Source organism: Sphingomonas natans (assembly GCF_030546695.1).
In the GTDB taxonomy this organism is placed as follows: domain Bacteria; phylum Pseudomonadota; class Alphaproteobacteria; order Sphingomonadales; family Sphingomonadaceae; genus Sphingomonas_I; species Sphingomonas_I natans.
Window position 1 is genome coordinate 115,348 of sequence record NZ_JAUOTP010000007.1, and the last position, 15,947, is coordinate 131,294.

Here is a 15,947-nt window from a genome sequence, read left to right on the forward strand (position 1 = left end):
TGATCGTCCGCATCGGCGGTTTCCTCGCCGGCCTCGCCTTCGTCTCGGCGCTGCTCGTCGCCTTCCTCATGCCGCGCGATGCCGCGGTCGTGACGGCGGCGCACGAATTCCATCGCGAGCCGAAGGAGATCAGCTACTCCTTCGACAATCCGGTGTGGGGCAAATATGATCGCCAGCAGCTCCAGCGCGGCTTCCAAGTCTATAAGGAAGTCTGCTCGGCCTGCCATTCGATGAAGCTCGTCGCGTTCCGCGATCTGGAGGAGATCGGCTTCACCAAGCCCGAGGTGAAGGCGATCGCCAAGCAGTGGTCGACCGAGGTCCCCACGATCAACGACAAGACCGGCGAGCCGACGACGCGCAAGGCGCTGCCGAGCGACTATTTCCCGTCGCCCTTCGCCAACGAGACCGCGGCGCGCGCGGGCAACAACAATGCGCTGCCGCCGGATCTCTCGACGATCGCCAAGTCGCGGGAGGGCGGCGCGCATTACATCCATTCGCTCGTGACGGGCTATGCGGATCAGGCGGGCTACAAGAACGAGGAAGGCGAGGAGCTGCTCAAGAAGTTCCCCGACGCCAAGACGCCTCCGGGGCTGCACTTCAATCCCTATTTCGCGAACCTCAACATCGCGATGCCGCCTCCGCTCGCTGCCGAGGGTCAGGTCACCTATGCCGACGGCACGAAGGCGACGATCGACCAGATGGGAACCGACGTCGCGGCCTTCCTGATGTGGGCGGCCGAGCCGAAGCTGGAGAATCGTCACCGCACGGGTATCGCGGTGTTCCTCTTCCTGCTGATCGCGACGATGCTGGCCTACGGCTCGTACCAGACGATCTGGCGCGACAAGAAGCACTGAGACCGGTCGAGAGGCTGGGGTGAGGATCGAGGGCTCGGCGGAAACGCCGGGCCCTTTTCTTTTGCGCTCTGCAACGTGCAGGCAGGGCGAGGCGCGGCTCTCGCTGCTGAGCTTTGCAGGCCCGGGGCATCGCCCGCGCCCGACACGCCTGCTCTCACAGAGCGTACCGCTTTTCCCGTAAGCCCTGTCGCTCTAATCGACGTCCATGATCTCCGGCGCCGTCGCTTATTCCATCGCCATGCTGGCCTGTTTCACGCTCGTTTGGGGCGGGATCTGGCTGATCGCGAAGCGGCGGGACCGCAAGCGCGGCATTCTGATGCTCGTCGCAGCGGTCGTGCTGCTGGGCAACGTGCTCGTCTGGGTGATGCCCGTCGGATGATCCGCGAAGAGCCCTGTGCGCCGATCGCGCTGCCACCCGCTCTGGCCGGACCGCTCGCCGGCTATCGCTGGGCACGGGATCTGGTTGGCGAATCGGGCGGCGCGACATTTCGCCTGCATGCCAAGTCCGGCGCGCCGGATCTGTTCCTGAAGATGGGACAGAGACAGGCGGCAGCGGACGTCACCGATGAGATGGTCCGATTGCGCTGGCTGGCCGGACGCCTGCCCGTTCCTGCGGTCGTCCATTTCTGGAGCTCGGCTGAAGAAGCCTGGCTCGTGACCACGGCGTTACGCGGCCAGACCGCTTACCAATTGCTGACGGGCGATCCGGCCGAGAGCAGCGCGATCGTGGATGCGCTGGCCGATTTCATCCGGCACATCCATGCCATCCCGGTCGCCGATTGCCCGTTCATGGCCGACCACGGCTTCCGTCTCGCCCGGGCCCGGGAACGGCTCGAGTCCGGACTCGTCCCTCTCGATCATTTCGACGAGGCGCGCGCCGGCTGGAGCGCCGAGCGGGTTTGGGACGCCGCTATCGGACTGCTGCCGCTGGCATTCGACATGGTCGTCACGCACGGCGATTTCTCGCTCGACAATATCCTGTTCGCGGATGGAGCGGTGACGGGCTGCATCGATGTGGGCCGCGTCGGCCTCGCCGATCCCTATCAGGACCTCGCCATCCTCTGGCATTCTCTGGGCGAGTTCGGCAGTGGTCTGCAGGACCGCCTGTTCGCAAGCTATGGCATCACCGTGCCCGACCGCGACCGCATCGACTTCCATCTGATGCTCGATGAATTCTTCTGAAGCGATGCCGTCATTCGAACCCTAGCAGGGCCTTCGCCGTCCCGTAGCGAATTTGCGCCTTCTCCGCCTCGGTCAGCCCCAGCGTCTCGAACGCCGCCAGCGTCTGCGGCAGCGTATATTGCGGATAGTCCGAGCCGAGCAGGATATGGTCGATGCCGACGTTGCGCATCGTCCAGACGAACTCATCCCGGATCGGCGAGCCGGCGACGATCATCACCGTCGCCGAAATGTCGAAATAGATATTGTCGGCGAACAACCCTTTGGCGCGCTTGGCCGGCATCAGGATATTCCAGAAGCGGAAGTTCATGCCGCCCATATGCGCGAAGATGAACCTGGTCTTCGGGCAGGCGAGCGCGAGATTGAAGAGCTTCTCGCTATCGCCGGGCAGAATGTTCGCATTGTCCATCAGCACGACCAGGCCGAGCGCGCCCGCCCTCGTGACAAGCGTCTTCACGCGCGGATCGGCCGGATCGAATTCCTGCGTGTGCGGGTGGATCTTGAGCACCCTAACCCCGCGTGCCGCGACCCGATCCAGCTCGGCGAGCGCGGCGTCGCCATCATAAGGGTGTACGGTCGCGATCGGCAGCAGATCGGGATTGTTCGCGGCGAGAGCGAGGATCGAATCATTGCCGCGCCGGATCGAGGCGGGGTCGCCCGCCAGCGCCTGGTTGGGCCCGCCGAACCACATCGCGCCGATTCTGGTGAGCGAGACGCCCGCCCTGGCGAGATCAGCGCGATAGGCGGCGAGCGAGGCGGCGCCGTCATGGAGATGGACGTGATCGTCGAACAGGGGGGCTTCGGCCGCAGCCGGCGCGACCGGCAACAGGAGCAGGGCGGCGACCGCCAGCAGACGCTTCATACATGTCTCCGTTCGAACCGCTGCTGAGTGCCACGGGCATGGCAGCGTCGCATAGCCTCCCGCTTCCTTCGGCTCTTCCGAAGGGCTAGGGCGACGACGAACATAAAAGGAGCTTCCATGCGCCCCAGCGGCCGCGCCCCCGATCAGATGCGGGCGATCACGATCCAGCCAGGCTATACCGTCCATGCCGAGGGCAGCGTCCTCATCGGTTTCGGCGATACCAAGGTGCTCGTCACCGCTTCGGTGGAAGAGCGCGTGCCGCCGTTCCTGCGCGGCAAGGGCCAGGGCTGGATCACCGCCGAATATGGCATGCTGCCGCGCGCGACGCACACGCGGGGCAATCGCGAGGCGGCCAAGGGCAAGCAGTCCGGCCGCACGCAGGAGATCCAGCGGCTGATCGGGCGCTCGCTGCGCTCGGTCTGCGACATGGGCCTGCTCGGAGAGCGCCAGATCACGCTCGATTGCGACGTGATCCAGGCCGATGGCGGCACGCGCACCGCCTCGATCTCGGGCGCGTGGGTCGCGCTGCGGATCGCGGTCGACAAGCTGCTGGCGGCGGGCATTCTGCTCCAGGATCCGATCCGGGCGCAGGTCGCCGCGGTCTCGTGCGGCATCTACGAAGGCACGCCGGTGCTCGATCTCGATTATATCGAGGATTCGAACGCGCATGCCGACGGCAATTTCGTGCTCCTGTCCGACGGCAATATCGCCGAGGCGCAGGCCACCGCCGAAGGCGCGACCTATGACGAGGAGGCGTTGCTCCGCCTGCTGCGCCTGGCGCGCATCGGCTGTGGCGAAATCTTCGCCGCCCAGCGTCAGGCGGTCGGGAAATGAGCATCGAGCTGATCGACGACGAGCCCATGCCCGTGCCGCACCGCAAGCTGCAGCCTGGCAAGCTCGTCATCGCCAGCCACAATGAGGGCAAGGTGCGCGAAATCCGCGCCTTGCTCGCGCCCTACGGGATCGAGCCCGTCTCGGCGGCGTCGCTCGGCATTCCCGAGCCGGACGAGACGGGCACGACCTTCTTCGCCAATGCCGAGCTGAAGGCGCGCTTCTCGGCCGACCTATCAGGGCTGGTCGCGCTCGCCGACGATAGCGGGCTGTGCGTGGATGCGCTCGGCGGCGATCCGGGCGTCTATACCGCCAATTGGGCCGAGACGCCCGAGGGCACGCGCGACTGGAACCTCGCGATGCGCAAGGTCGAGGAGGCGCTTGCCGCAAAGGGGCCGGAAGCGGGCCGCGACGCGCATTTCGTCTGCGTGCTGTCGCTGTGCTGGCCGGACGGGCATGTCGAGAGCTTCGAGGGGCGCGCCGAAGGCACGCTGACCTGGCCGCCGCGCGGCACGATCGGCTTCGGCTACGATCCGATGTTCGTTCCGCTGGGCCGCGAGCAGAGCTTCGCCGAGCTCGATCCGGCCGAGAAGCAGGCGATCAGCCACCGCGCGGATGCGTTCAAGAAATTGGTCGCGGCGGTTCTCTGATCGCGCCGATATTATGCCGACGTCCTTAGATACCGTTCGTCCTGAGCCTGTCGAAGGACGTGCTGCGCGTGCGGCCCGTGCTTCGACTTCGCTCAGCACGAACGGGGTAGGGGAACAGCCATCGTCCGCGCTCGCGCTCTACGTCCACTGGCCGTTCTGCGTCTCGAAATGCCCCTATTGCGACTTCAACAGCCATGTCCGCGACGGCGTCGATCAGGATCGCTGGCGCGAGGCCTTGCTCACCGATCTCGCATTCGAGGCGGAGGCCGGGCCGCAGCGGCGGCTGAGCTCGATCTTCTTCGGCGGCGGGACGCCCTCGCTGATGCCGCCCGCCACGGTCGCCGCGATCCTCGCCGAGGCCGAGCGCCGCTGGGGCTTCGCGCCGGGCATCGAGATCACGCTGGAAGCGAATCCTTCCTCGGTCGAGGCGGCGCGCTTCGCCGATCTGGCGGCGGCCGGCGTCAACCGCGTCAGCCTGGGACTGCAGGCGCTCGATGACGAGGTGCTCCGCTTCCTCGGCCGCGCGCATGGCGTGAGCGAAGGTCTCGCGGCGCTCGATGTCGCGCAGGCCTGTTTCGATCGGGTGAGCTTCGACCTCATCTATGCGCGGCCCGGCCAGAGCGAGGCGGAGTGGGCGGCCGAGCTAGCGCGCGCGCTAAGCTTCGGCACCGGCCATTTGTCGCTCTACCAGCTGACGATCGAGCCGGGCACGCGCTTCGCGACGCTCGCCGCGCAGGGCAAATTGCCGCCGGTCGATCCCGATCATGGCGCGACCCTGTTCGAGCTGACGCGCGACATGACCGCAGGTGCGGGGGTGCCCGCCTACGAGGTCTCGAATCACGCGCGGCCCGGCGAGGAGAGCCGGCACAACCTGACCTATTGGCGCTATGGCGACTATCTCGGCGTCGGCCCCGGCGCGCATGGCCGGCGTGCGGGCGTGGCGACGGTGCGCGCGAAGAAGCCGGAGAATTGGCTCGCGCGGATCGACGGGCAGGCGAACGGCATCGCCGAGCTGGCGACGCTCGATCCCGCGACGCAGGCGATCGAGGCTTTGTTGATGGGGCTGCGGCTGGAAGAGGGCGTTTCGCTCGCGCGCTGCGCACCCGCGATCGATGCGGACCGGATGGCGCGGCTGATCGCGCAGGGAATGCTGGTGCGCGAGGGCGACCGGCTGCGGGTCACCGAGGGGAATATGCTCGTGCTGGATGCGATCTTGCGGGAATTGGCGGCTTAAGCGCACCCGTTAACCCCTCTCCCGTTCGTTTCGAGCGGAGATCGAGCGAAGTCGAGATCGCAGTCGAGAAGTCTCGCGTGGGAGTTCTCGACGGACGCTTCTCGACTACGCTCGAAGCTGCTCGAACCGAACGGGGTGAGTTCAGAAGCCCGTGGGGGGGGGCGAGACGACGCTGCGGCCGCCCGCGCCCAATTGGTGGACGGCGAGCGATCGTTCGGCGATGCGGCTGCGATTGAAGCGGAACGCGCCGTCGACGCCGGCAAAGCCGCCCGCGTCGCCGAGCCGGTCGCTCGGGAAGGGGGCGTCGGCCTTCCAGTCGCGCGCGATGCGGACGGCGAGCAGCACCGCATCATAACCTAGACTGGCGAGGCGATAGGGCGTCTTGCCGTAACGCGCGCGATAGCGGGTCGAAAGCTGGCCGAACATCGCATCGTCGACGCTGGCGAACCAGGCGCCGTTCAGCGAGGCGACCGAGGACAGGCCCGGCTCGGCATTCCACAATTCGGTGCCGAGCACCTGCGCGGTCACCGCCTTCTTGCGCAAAAGCGGCACGGCGACGACGGTCACCCGGCCGCTGTCGGCGATCAGCACGGCATCGAACTTCTGCTTGGAAAGCGCGGTCACCGCCGCCGTGATCGCGGCGGGCGAGCGATCATAGGTCTGCATCGCGACGACGCTGCCGCCCGCCGATTCGGCGACGCGGATCAGCGTGCCCGACGCGGTGCGGCCATAAGCGCCCTGCGGCACGAGCCCCGCGAACCGCGTCAGTCCCTTCGAGCGCGCGAAGCGGACGACGCGCTCGATCGACTGCGCCGGCTGGAAGCCGAGCAGCCAGACATTGTCGGCCGACGCGCTCGTATCGTTGGAGAAGGACACGACCGGCACGCCGCGCGCGGCGGCCAGCCCGGCAACCGCGCGGACATCGTCGCCGAGCAACGGCCCGAGAATCAGAGCATTGCCCTCGGCCAGCGCCTTCGTCGCGGCGACGGCAGCGCCGGGGCCGGTGTCGTAGGTCGTGACCCGCAGCGAGCGATCCTTGGTGTCGGCCAGAGCGAGCACGGCCGCGTTGGCGATCGACTGGCCGACGCCGGCATTGGGCCCGGTGATCGGCACAAGCAGAGCGACGCGGTGCCGATCCGTATCCTCGGGCAGGCCCTGCTGGGGTTTCGGCGCGGTGGCGGTCGGCGGTGCCTTGATCGGCGCGGGCGCGGACGTGCGCGGGCCGCCGGCGCAGGCCGAGAGCCACATCGCGACGAGCAGCGCGACGATCGTAAGCAGGATCTTGCGCGCGCCGATTTGCCCCGGCTGCCCGGGGTCTGCCATGGTTGCATTCATGCTGTCAGCTGATCCCGAACCTCTCAAGCCCGGCCTCTACATCGTTGCGACACCCATCGGCAACTTGAAGGATTTGTCGCCACGCGCCGCCGATGTGCTGTCCCGCGCCGATGCGATCGCGGTGGAGGACAGCCGGGTGACCGGCGGGCTGCTCCACCATATCGGCGTCAAGCGGCCGATGATCCCCTATCACGATCATTCGACCGAGCGGGTGCGCGACGATCTGGTCGCGCGGATGGGATCCCAGGCGATCGCGCTCGTCTCCGACGCGGGCACGCCGCTCATCTCCGATCCGGGCTTCAAGCTGGTCCGCGCCGCGCGCGCCGCGGGCCATGCGGTGACGACCTTGCCTGGCCCCTGCGCGGCGGTCGCGGCGCTGACCTTGGCGGGACTGCCGACCGATCGCTTCCTGTTCGCGGGCTTCCTGCCTTCCAAGGCCAAAGCGCGCGACGAGGCGATCGACGAGGTCGCCACGATCCGCGCGACCTTGCTTTTCTACGAATCGGGGCCGCGGCTCGGCGCCGCGCTCGCGGCATTGGCGGCGCGGCTGGGCGATCGCGAGGCGGCGGTCGCGCGCGAGATCAGCAAGATGTTCGAGGAATGCGTGACCGGCACGCTCGGCGAACTGGCCGCACGCTATGCCGAGGCGACGCCCAAGGGCGAGATCGTCATCGTCGTCGCGCCGCCGGGCGAGGCGCCGCCCGCGACCGAGGCGGATGCGGATGTGCTGCTGGCCGCGGCGTTGCAGCGGCTGTCGGTCGGCAAGGCGGCGTCCGAAGTCGCCGATGCGACCGGCCTGCCGCGCCGCGATCTCTATGCGCGCGCGCTCGCGATCAAGGGCGAGGGGTGAGGGACCGCGCACGGTCCGAGCGGAGCGGCCGGATCGCGGAGACGGCCGCGGCGTGGTGGCTGCGGCTGAAGGGCTGGCGGATCCTCGCGCGGCGGGTGCGCACGCCGGTCGGCGAGGTGGATCTCGTCGCCGCGCGCGGCGGGCTCGTCGCCTTCGTCGAGGTCAAGCGCCGCGCGACCGCGGCCGAACTGGATTTCGCGATCGACGAACGGCGGCTCGCGCGCGTCGCCGCGGCGGCGGGCTATCTCCAGTCGCGCTTCGCCGGCGAGGGCCAGGATATCCGCATCGACGTGATCCTGATCGCGCCAGGCCGGGCGCTGCGCCATATCGAAAATGCGTGGATCGGGTGAATCTTCTCGCCGAACGCAAAGGCGAGCTTCCTTGTTACCCGTTCGACCTGAGCGTAGTCGAAGCACGTGCCTGGTAGCCCGTCCTTCGACTTCGCTCAGGACGAACGGAGGATTGATTTCGCATGTCCCTGACCGTCGCCGTCCAGATGGACCCGCTGGAATCGATCAATATTGCGGGTGATTCGACCTTTGCGATCATGCTTGGCGCGCAGGCGCGCGGGCATAAGCTGTGGCATTATGCGGCGGGCGAGCTCTCCTATCGCGAGGGGCGGCTGACCGCGCCGGCCAAGGCGATCACGGTCCAGCGCGTCGCGGGCGATCATTTCGCGGTGATCGAGGAGAAAATGCTCGATCTCGGCGAGGACGTCGACGTGGTCCTGATGCGGCAGGATCCGCCCTTCGATCTGGCCTACATTACCGCGACGCACCTGCTGGAGCGGATCCAGCACCAGACGCTCGTGGTCAACGATCCCGCCGCGGTGCGCAACGCGCCCGAGAAACTGTTCGTGCTGGATTATGCCCAGTTCATGCCGCCGACGCTGATCACGCGCGGGCTGGAGGAGGCGCGCGCCTTCCATGCCGAGCATAAGGAAGTCGTGATCAAGCCGCTCTACGGCAATGCCGGATCAGCCGTGTTCTTCGTCAGCAAGGGCGACGCCAATCTCGCCGCGCTGACCGAATTGTTCGGGCAGGTGTGGCGCGAGCCGTTCATGGTCCAGGCCTTCCTTCCCGACGTCTCGAAGGGCGACAAGAGGATCATCCTGATCGACGGCAAGCCGGCTGGCGCTGTCAATCGCCTGCCCAAGCCGGGCGAGATCCGCTCGAACCTCGCGGTCGGCGGCACGGGCGCGCAAAGCGAGCTGACGGAGCGCGAGCTGGAGATCTGCGAGGCGCTCGGGCCGGAACTGGCGAAGCGCGGGCTGCTGTTCGTCGGCATCGACGTGATCGCGGGCCATCTCACCGAGATCAACGTGACCTCGCCGACCGGGATCGTCGCAATCGACCGCTTCAACGGCACGGATACGCCAGCGCTGATCTGGGATGCGATCGAGGCGCGATTGGCGCGCCGCTGAGCCGCCCGGGACCCGCGCTTGCGAGAATGGATTGCGCGCCGATTGCCTCCTGAACCGTATAGACGCGGCAGGATCGTGGTAAACGAAGTCGTAAAGGACTGGAACCGGGCGCAGGTGCCGAAGCAACGCTACTGGTACAGGTCTACGCTACGCTATTGCACATCAAGGTTACGCTCACGCGCTTTTCAAAACCTTGCGCGCACCGAACGCTCTTAAAACTGCGAAGTTTCATGAACCGAAAATCTACGGGCGGGGCCTTGATCCGCGCCGCGCAGGCGGTTCATTCGGTGCGGATGAGCGCGCCGCCTTCGAGTCTCCTGTAGAAGCAGCTCGCTGCATTGGTGTGACAGGCGGGCCCGTGCGGATCGGCGCGCAGCCAGATCGCGTCCTGGTCGCAATCCATGCGCAGCTCGACGACCTTCATCACATGGCCGGACGTCTCGCCCTTCTTCCACAGCCGCTGGCGCGAGCGCGACCAGAACCAGGCCTCGCCGCTCTCGATCGTGCGGGCGAGCGCCTCGTCGTTCATATGCGCGACCATCAGCGGCTCGCCGGTGGCGGCATGCGTCACGACCGCCGTGATCAGCCCGGCCGCATCCCAGCGCGGCATCAACGTAGTTCCGGTTTCGCGATCGTCCATGCGGGCGCTTTAGAACGGATCATGGTTTACGGAAATCGCTCTCGACCGTTGGTGCTGAGCTTGTCGAAGCACCGTCCTTCTTCGGCGCTGAAGAAAAGGACAGCCCTTCGACAAGCTCAGGGCAAACGGGAACGGAGTGCGGTCTGTCACGCCGGAAAACAGGAAATCGGCAGTCGGAGCGGCCAGCGGGGCGACAAGCCGGGAATCATCCCCTATGGGCAGGCTGCAGCCGCGGGATGAACGATGCTGACCACCAATCCATTCGAGACTGAAGACGGCGACAAGCTGCGCGAAGAGTGCGGCGTCTTCGGAGTCTATGACGCCGAATCGGCCAGCGCGATCGTCGCGCTCGGCCTTCACGCGCTCCAGCATCGCGGGCAGGAAGCTGCCGGCGTCACCAGCTGGGACGGCCACAATTTCCACACGCATCGCGCGATGGGGCATGTCGCGGGCAATTTTGACCGCGACGAGATCATCCGCCAGCTGCCCGGCCGCGTCGCCTGCGGCCATGTCCGCTATTCGACGACGGGCGAGACCGCGCTGCGCAACGTCCAGCCGCTCTTCGCGGAGCTCGCCAGCGGCGGCTTCGCGATCGCGCATAACGGCAATATCTCGAACGCGATGAAGCTGCGGCGTGATCTGATCCGCTCAGGGTCCATCTTCCAGTCGACGAGCGACACCGAGACGATCATCCATCTCGTCGCGACCTCGACCTACCGCACCCTGATCGATCGCTTCATCGATGCGCTGCGCAAGATCGAGGGCGCTTACTCGCTCGTCTGCATGACGCCCGAGGGCATGATCGCCTGCCGGGATCCGCTTGGCATCCGGCCGCTCGTGATGGGCAAACTGGGCGACACGACGATCTTCGCCTCCGAGACGGTCGCGCTCGACGTGGTGGGGGCCGATTTCGTGCGCGAGCTGGAGCCGGGCGAGCTGGTGACGGTCTCCGATGCGGGGATCCGCTCGATCCGGCCGTTCGGCAAGGTGCGCGGGCGCCCCTGCGTGTTCGAGCATGTCTATTTCTCGCGGCCTGATTCGGTGCTGGCCGGCCAGTCCGTCTATGGCGTGCGCAAGGCGATCGGCGCCGAGCTCGCGGCGGAAAGCCCGACCGACGCCGATTTCATCATCCCCGTCCCCGATTCGGGCGTCCCCGCGGCGATCGGCTATGCGCAGGCGAGCGGCATCCCGTTCGAGCTCGGCATCATTCGCTCGCATTATGTCGGCCGCACCTTCATCCAGCCGGCGGACAATATCCGCCACCTCGGCGTGAAGCTGAAGCACAATGCCAATCGCGCTTTGATCGCGGGCAAAAGAATCGTGCTCGTCGACGATTCGATCGTGCGCGGTACGACGAGCCTCAAGATCGTCCAGATGATGCGCGATGCCGGCGCGACCGAAGTCCATATGCGCATCGCGAGCCCGCCGACGCGGCACAGCTGCTTCTACGGGGTCGACACGCCCGAGCGCGCCAAATTGCTCGCCGCGCGGATGACGGTGGCGGAGATGGCGGACTTCATCAATGCCGACAGCCTCGCCTTCATCTCGGTCGACGGCCTGTATCGCGCGCTCGGCGAAGTCGGCCGCAACGCCGCCGCGCCGACGCATTGCGACGCCTGCTTCACTGGCGATTATCCGACGCCGCTGACCGATCACGACGCGCAGACCGTGCCCGACCAGTTCGCATTGCTCGACGAGCGCGTGCTGGCGTGATGGCGGCTCCCCTCCCTGAAAGGGAGGGGTTGGGGGTGGGTCGCTCACGGCGACGGACTGCGCCCCTGCTGTAGCAACCCACCCCTCGATCCCCTCCCTTCCAGGGAGGGGAAGATGATGGAACGACGATGACCCTCCCCCTCGAAGACCAGATCGCGCTCGTTACCGGCGCCAGCCGCGGCATCGGCGCGGCGACCGCCCGCGCGCTCGCCGCCGCCGGCGCGCACGTCCTGCTCGTGGCGCGGACCACCGGCGGGCTCGAGGAGACCGAGGAGGCGATCCACGCCGCGGGGGGCTCGGCGACGATCGCGCCGCTGGATCTGACCGACGGCGATTCGATCGGCCGGCTGGCGGAGGCGGTCGCTGGGCGCTGGGAGCGGCTCGATCTGCTCGTGATCAACGCGGCGACCCTGGGCACGCTCAGCACGGTGCCGGCGATCGATCCGAAGGAATATGCAAAGCTGCTGACGCTCAACGTCGGCGCGCCGCAGGCGCTGATCGCGGCGTTCGATCCCCTGCTCCGGCGGAGCGCACGGCCGCGGATCGTCGCGGTCACGTCCAGCGTCGGCGCGGACCCGCGGGCCTTCTGGGGGGCGTATGGCTCGTCCAAGGCGGCGCTGGAGAATCTGGTGCTGGCTTATGGCGAGGAGAATCGCACGCTCGGCGATCTGCGCGTCGCGATCGTCGATCCCGGTGCCACCGCCACCGCGATGCGCGCCAAGGCGTTTCCCGGCGAGGAGCCGGCGACGCTGAAGGCGCCGGACGTGGTCGGCGAGGCGATCGCCGGCTTGCTCGCGAGCGATTTTCCGACCGGGTACCGGATGCGCGTGGAGGGCTGACCTTCCTCCCCTCCCTGGAAGGGAGGGGATCGAGGGGTGGGTTGCTTTCGGCCGGGCGCTTCGCTGGATGGCGACCCACCCCCAGCCCCTCCCTTTCAGGGAGGGGAGTTCTGTCAGGCCCGCACCTTCGCTCCTGCCGCCAGCGCGCGCTCGCGGCCCTCGCGGTGGCCGATCAGGGGCTCCGGATAGTCCTTCGGCGCGCAGCCCTCGCCATGCGGATCGTGGATCGTCGCGTCACTCAGGTCGCGAAGCTCGGGGACCCATTCGCGGATATAGTCGGCCGCATCGAATTTGGTCGACTGGACGAGCGGCGCCATGATCCGGCCGAACGGGTTGCTGTCGATCCCCGTGCCCGCGATCCACTGCCAGTTGACGCTGTTATTGCCGTAATCGGCATCGACCAGCGTATCCCAGAACCAGCGCTCGCCGCGCCGCCAATCGAGCAGCAGATGCTTGGTCAGGAAGCTGGCGGTGATCATCCGCACGCGATTGTGCATCCAGCCCATGCCCCAGAGCTGGCGCATGCCCGCATCGACGATCGGATAGCCGGTGCGCCCCTTCGTCCAGGCGGCGAAGTCGCGATCGGCCTCGGCGCCCGTGCGCCACGGCAGCCGATCGAACGTGTCGCGGCCATTCTTCGCGCCGATGCCGGGAAAGAGATCGACGAGATTGGCGGTGAAGTCGCGCCAGCCGACCTCGCGCAGGAAAGGCGTGGCGGATCGCGGCGCGGCGTCGTGCGCGGCATGCCAGACGGCCGCGGGCGAGATCTCGCCGAAATGGAGATGCGGCGAGAAGCGCGAGCTGCCGTCGATCGAGGGCAGGTTGCGGTGATGATCGTAGGTGGCGACGCGATCGGCGAAGTCTTCCAACGCCTCCACGGCGCCGGCTTCGCCCGGCGTCCAGACATCGAATCCGCCCGCCCAGTCGGGCTTGGTGGGCAGGAGTTGCCAATCCTCGAGCCGGTCCGATCGAAGATCGCCATGCCCGTGGAGATGCTCGGGCGCGGCGAGCGGCGGCGCCGGCGGAAGCGTCGCGGCCAGCGCGCGCCAGAAGGGGGTGAAGACGCGGTAGCGCCCGCCGGTCTGCGTCCGGATCGTATCGGGATTGGCGAGCTGCTGGCCTTCGTGGAGGACGAGATCGACCTTGTCGGCCAGTGCCGCCTCGGCGGCCTGCCACCAGGGCTCGACATGACGGATCGCGTGGACGCGCGCCGCGCCCGCTTCCTTCGCGACGGCGGCGATCGTCTCCGCCGCCGGGCCGCGGCGGAGGATCAGCGAAATGCGATGGCGGCCGAGATCCTTCGCGAGCGCGGCGAGGCTGTGGTGAAGCCACCAGCGTTGCGCCCCCCCCATCCGCCATTGGCGCGGGCCTTCATCGTCGAGCACGTAGAGCGCGACGATCGGGCCTTCGTGAACGGCGGCGGCGAGGGCGGCCTGATCGGCCAAGCGGAGATCCTGGCGGAACCAGACGATGGAAGGCGCTGTCATGCCCGCCCAACGGCCGAACGGCCGGACGGATGCGCGATCAATTCGCGGCGGGGCCGACCTGCTTGGCGATCGCGCGCAGGAACGGGCCGCGATCGGCCTCCGGCAGGGTCTTTAGCGCCGTCAGCACGCGCTCGCTGGCGCGCGTCCGCATCTGGCTCTGGATCACGTCCATCTGCCGCATGATCGTCGCGACGCGGTCCACATCGACCGTGGGGACCATGATCGCGTTGGAGAGCTGGTCCTTGAGCCCGGTCTGCTGGCGGCGCAGCTGCGAATATTGCGGATCGCCCTGCGCATCGAGCTTGGTCAGGATCGCATTGCCCGCGGGCGACACGCCGGGAAGATTGGTCGGCCGGCGCGCAGGCGCGGCCGGCGCCGGTGGCGTCTGGGCGAGCGCCGGAACGGTGGCGAGGCCTGCGAGGGCGAGAGCGAGCAGATCGACGCGACGCATGGGGGGCGCTCCTTTCGCCGCTCCTTAGGACCGTGGCCCCGCGCCATCAATGGCGGCTGATCGATGCCCTTGATCGGGATCGCGACATGGTCGAAGTCGGCGCCTTCAGAACGCGGAAGCCCCCAAGACGATGACCGATCTCCCCTATCGCCCCGCCGCGGGCATCATGCTGCTCAACGAGGCCGGCAAGGTGTTCGTCGCGTGGCGAATCGATACGACCGCGGAGGCGTGGCAGATGCCGCAGGGCGGGCTCGATCCCGGCGAGGATGCGCGCGCGGGCGCTCTGCGCGAGCTGGAGGAGGAGACGGGGATCCCCGCCAGCCGCGTCGAGATCGTCGCCGAGGCACCCGAGCCCCTATATTACGATCTGCCCGCCGATCTGCAGAAGAAGGTGTGGAAGGGCAAATATCGCGGGCAGAAGCAGCACTGGTTCCTGATGCGCTATCTCGGCCGCGACGAGCAGATCGATCTCGCGACCGCGCATCCCGAATTCCGCGCCTGGAAATGGGCGGATGCCGCCGAGCTGCCGTCGCTGATCGTGCCGTTCAAGCAGGAGCTGTACCGGCAGGTGCTGGCCGCGTTCGCCGATCATCTCGCGGGGCCTGCGTGAACGCACTGCTGCTGCTCGCTGCCGGCGCGCTCGGGCCGGACCTGCCGCTGGAGGAAACCGCGCCGCGCCTGCCGTTCGCGCCCGAGGCGCCCGTCGTCCCGCAGCCGATGCTGCAGTTCGCGCCGCCCGCACCCGGTCTGCCCGGCCCCGTCCGGACGATGATCGAGGCCGCGTTCAAGACCGGCAACGACAAGACGATCAGCGATGTCGTCGGCCTCGCGAAGGACAATTTCCCGACCTACATCACCGAGATCGAAAGCATCTCCGCGCTGCAGCGGACGATGCTCGCCAATGTCCGCGAGCAGGCGCAGGAGCGCGAGCAGGCGCGGATCGCGGCGGCGAGCCTGTTCCAGATCTGGAAGGGCGAACTGGAGGCGGGCGGAACGCGCTCGACCGGCACGACGCGGACGCTCGGCATCTATGCCTCGGCCAAGCTGCAGCGCGACGGCATACGCTGGCGCCAGCGGCTGACCGCCCGGCTCGACTATCAGGAAACCGACAATGAGCGGACCACCGAGCGCTGGCAGATCGCCTGGCAGCCCAATTACAAGTTCAACGACCTACGTTACGCTTATGGCCTCGCCCAATATGAGCATGATCGCTTCCTCGGCATCGAATCGCGCGGGACGTTCGGCGTAGGCTACGGCTATCTCGCGGCGAGCCGGCCCGATCTGACGATCACGCTGGAAGCGGGACCGGCGATCCGCCGCACCGTGTTCATCGACGAGGCGAACCGGACCAAGCTCGCCGGCCGCGGCTCCTTCTCGGCGATGTGGGCGATCTCGCCGACCCTGACCTTCCGGCAGGACGCCGCGGTCTTCTTCGAAGGCACCGATGCGACCGCCTCCAGCGCGACGGCGCTCGAGACCAAGCTGCTCGGCGCGCTCAAGGCGAAATTCTCCTACAATCTCCAGTTCGAGCGCGAGACGCCGACGACCAGCCGCCAGCTGGACACGGTCACGCGCGCGACCTTGGTCTACGGCTTCTAG

General features: G+C 67.7%; 18 protein-coding genes. 13 read left to right on the forward strand and 5 right to left on the reverse strand.

Annotated features, from left to right (window positions below):
* The first annotated feature begins 2 nt into the window (after window positions 1-2).
* The 3 genes from Q4F19_RS15250 (at window position 3) to Q4F19_RS15260 (ending at window position 2,036) form a co-directional block, all read left to right on the forward strand.
* Entirely contained in the window at window positions 3-854 is an 852-nt protein-coding gene (locus Q4F19_RS15250) for a cytochrome c1 (RefSeq protein ID WP_303544421.1), read from the forward strand.
* 205 nt (window positions 855-1,059) lie between these two features.
* Window positions 1,060-1,233, forward strand: coding sequence for a hypothetical protein (locus Q4F19_RS15255; protein ID WP_303544116.1), 174 nt, complete (start codon window positions 1,060-1,062; stop codon window positions 1,231-1,233).
* Window positions 1,230-2,036, forward strand: a complete 807-nt coding sequence (locus Q4F19_RS15260) for an APH(3')-I family aminoglycoside O-phosphotransferase (protein WP_303544119.1) — start codon at window positions 1,230-1,232, stop codon at window positions 2,034-2,036. The genes Q4F19_RS15255 and Q4F19_RS15260 overlap by 4 nt, the downstream gene beginning before the upstream one ends.
* Window positions 2,037-2,046: 10 nt before the next feature.
* Here the strand turns inward: Q4F19_RS15260 and Q4F19_RS15265 are convergent, their stop codons facing one another.
* The gene (locus tag Q4F19_RS15265) at window positions 2,047-2,895 is read right to left on the reverse strand and encodes an amidohydrolase family protein (RefSeq protein ID WP_303544121.1); all 849 of its coding nucleotides are present in this window, start codon (window positions 2,893-2,895) and stop codon (window positions 2,047-2,049) included.
* A gap of 117 nt (window positions 2,896-3,012) precedes the next feature.
* Between Q4F19_RS15265 and rph the strand changes: the two genes are divergently transcribed.
* Genes rph through hemW form a run of 3 tightly spaced genes read left to right on the forward strand, consistent with a single transcriptional unit; the run spans window position 3,013 to window position 5,610 of the window.
* Window positions 3,013-3,729, forward strand: a complete 717-nt coding sequence (gene rph / locus Q4F19_RS15270; RefSeq protein WP_303544124.1) for a ribonuclease PH — start codon at window positions 3,013-3,015, stop codon at window positions 3,727-3,729.
* Window positions 3,730-3,755: 26 nt separating this feature from the next.
* Entirely contained in the window at window positions 3,756-4,376 is a 621-nt protein-coding gene (gene rdgB, locus Q4F19_RS15275; RefSeq protein ID WP_303544424.1) for an RdgB/HAM1 family non-canonical purine NTP pyrophosphatase, read from the forward strand.
* Window positions 4,377-4,389: 13 nt separating this feature from the next.
* The gene (gene hemW, locus Q4F19_RS15280) at window positions 4,390-5,610 is read left to right on the forward strand and encodes a radical SAM family heme chaperone HemW (RefSeq protein WP_303544127.1); all 1,221 of its coding nucleotides are present in this window, start codon (window positions 4,390-4,392) and stop codon (window positions 5,608-5,610) included.
* A 141-nt stretch (window positions 5,611-5,751) separates the two neighbouring features.
* Here hemW and Q4F19_RS15285 read toward each other — a convergent pair whose 3' ends face one another.
* Window positions 5,752-6,933 (reverse strand): penicillin-binding protein activator, encoded by a 1,182-nt coding sequence (locus Q4F19_RS15285; protein WP_303544128.1) that lies wholly within the window; start codon window positions 6,931-6,933, stop codon window positions 5,752-5,754.
* A gap of 10 nt (window positions 6,934-6,943) precedes the next feature.
* Between Q4F19_RS15285 and rsmI the strand changes: the two genes are divergently transcribed.
* From rsmI to gshB, 3 genes are all read left to right on the forward strand, one after another.
* Window positions 6,944-7,795, forward strand: coding sequence for a 16S rRNA (cytidine(1402)-2'-O)-methyltransferase (gene rsmI / locus Q4F19_RS15290; RefSeq protein WP_303544129.1), 852 nt, complete (start codon window positions 6,944-6,946; stop codon window positions 7,793-7,795).
* Entirely contained in the window at window positions 7,792-8,145 is a 354-nt protein-coding gene (locus Q4F19_RS15295; protein ID WP_303544130.1) for a YraN family protein, read from the forward strand. Before rsmI ends, Q4F19_RS15295 begins: the two co-directional genes overlap by 4 nt.
* Window positions 8,146-8,267: 122 nt before the next feature.
* Entirely contained in the window at window positions 8,268-9,218 is a 951-nt protein-coding gene (gshB, locus tag Q4F19_RS15300; protein ID WP_303544131.1) for a glutathione synthase, read from the forward strand.
* A 280-nt stretch (window positions 9,219-9,498) separates the two neighbouring features.
* Here gshB and hisI read toward each other — a convergent pair whose 3' ends face one another.
* Window positions 9,499-9,858, reverse strand: a complete 360-nt coding sequence (hisI, locus tag Q4F19_RS15305; RefSeq protein WP_303544133.1) for a phosphoribosyl-AMP cyclohydrolase — start codon at window positions 9,856-9,858, stop codon at window positions 9,499-9,501.
* A 243-nt stretch (window positions 9,859-10,101) separates the two neighbouring features.
* On the opposite strand from hisI, the gene purF reads away from it, so the two are divergent.
* Both purF and Q4F19_RS15315 read left to right on the forward strand, forming a co-directional pair.
* Window positions 10,102-11,571, forward strand: a complete 1,470-nt coding sequence (gene purF, locus Q4F19_RS15310; protein WP_303544135.1) for an amidophosphoribosyltransferase — start codon at window positions 10,102-10,104, stop codon at window positions 11,569-11,571.
* 128 nt (window positions 11,572-11,699) lie between these two features.
* Window positions 11,700-12,410 carry an SDR family NAD(P)-dependent oxidoreductase gene (locus tag Q4F19_RS15315; RefSeq protein WP_303544136.1) on the forward strand — a complete coding sequence of 237 codons (711 nt, stop codon included), beginning with the start codon at window positions 11,700-11,702 and terminating at the stop codon, window positions 12,408-12,410.
* Between the two features lie 113 nt (window positions 12,411-12,523).
* Here Q4F19_RS15315 and Q4F19_RS15320 read toward each other — a convergent pair whose 3' ends face one another.
* Both Q4F19_RS15320 and Q4F19_RS15325 read right to left on the reverse strand, forming a co-directional pair.
* Complete coding sequence (locus Q4F19_RS15320) at window positions 12,524-13,897, reverse strand: cryptochrome/photolyase family protein (RefSeq protein ID WP_303544138.1); 1,374 nt, start codon at window positions 13,895-13,897, stop codon at window positions 12,524-12,526.
* 37 nt (window positions 13,898-13,934) lie between these two features.
* Window positions 13,935-14,348: a hypothetical protein gene (locus tag Q4F19_RS15325; RefSeq protein ID WP_303544144.1), complete on the reverse strand. Its 414-nt coding sequence runs from the start codon at window positions 14,346-14,348 to the stop codon at window positions 13,935-13,937.
* Between the two features lie 130 nt (window positions 14,349-14,478).
* Between Q4F19_RS15325 and Q4F19_RS15330 the strand changes: the two genes are divergently transcribed.
* Window positions 14,479-14,958, forward strand: coding sequence for an RNA pyrophosphohydrolase (locus Q4F19_RS15330; protein ID WP_303544147.1), 480 nt, complete (start codon window positions 14,479-14,481; stop codon window positions 14,956-14,958).
* Complete coding sequence (locus tag Q4F19_RS15335) at window positions 14,955-15,947, forward strand: DUF481 domain-containing protein (RefSeq protein WP_303544150.1); 993 nt, start codon at window positions 14,955-14,957, stop codon at window positions 15,945-15,947. The genes Q4F19_RS15330 and Q4F19_RS15335 overlap by 4 nt, the downstream gene beginning before the upstream one ends.

Coding starts and splice junctions, on each gene's coding strand:
- rdgB (WP_303544424.1), top strand. CDS start 3,756: ATGCCCGTGCCGCACCGCAAGCTGCAGCCTGGCAAGCTCGTCATCGCC.
- Q4F19_RS15265 (WP_303544121.1), bottom strand. CDS start 2,895: ATGAAGCGTCTGCTGGCGGTCGCCGCCCTGCTCCTGTTGCCGGTCGCG.
- gshB (WP_303544131.1), top strand. CDS start 8,268: ATGTCCCTGACCGTCGCCGTCCAGATGGACCCGCTGGAATCGATCAAT.
- Q4F19_RS15255 (WP_303544116.1), top strand. CDS start 1,060: ATGATCTCCGGCGCCGTCGCTTATTCCATCGCCATGCTGGCCTGTTTC.
- Q4F19_RS15285 (WP_303544128.1), bottom strand. CDS start 6,933: ATGGCAGACCCCGGGCAGCCGGGGCAAATCGGCGCGCGCAAGATCCTG.
- rph (WP_303544124.1), top strand. CDS start 3,013: ATGCGCCCCAGCGGCCGCGCCCCCGATCAGATGCGGGCGATCACGATC.
- hemW (WP_303544127.1), top strand. CDS start 4,390: ATGCCGACGTCCTTAGATACCGTTCGTCCTGAGCCTGTCGAAGGACGT.
- Q4F19_RS15320 (WP_303544138.1), bottom strand. CDS start 13,897: ATGACAGCGCCTTCCATCGTCTGGTTCCGCCAGGATCTCCGCTTGGCC.
- Q4F19_RS15260 (WP_303544119.1), top strand. CDS start 1,230: ATGATCCGCGAAGAGCCCTGTGCGCCGATCGCGCTGCCACCCGCTCTG.
- hisI (WP_303544133.1), bottom strand. CDS start 9,858: ATGGACGATCGCGAAACCGGAACTACGTTGATGCCGCGCTGGGATGCG.
- rsmI (WP_303544129.1), top strand. CDS start 6,944: ATGCTGTCAGCTGATCCCGAACCTCTCAAGCCCGGCCTCTACATCGTT.
- purF (WP_303544135.1), top strand. CDS start 10,102: ATGCTGACCACCAATCCATTCGAGACTGAAGACGGCGACAAGCTGCGC.
- Q4F19_RS15315 (WP_303544136.1), top strand. CDS start 11,700: ATGACCCTCCCCCTCGAAGACCAGATCGCGCTCGTTACCGGCGCCAGC.
- Q4F19_RS15330 (WP_303544147.1), top strand. CDS start 14,479: ATGACCGATCTCCCCTATCGCCCCGCCGCGGGCATCATGCTGCTCAAC.
- Q4F19_RS15325 (WP_303544144.1), bottom strand. CDS start 14,348: ATGCGTCGCGTCGATCTGCTCGCTCTCGCCCTCGCAGGCCTCGCCACC.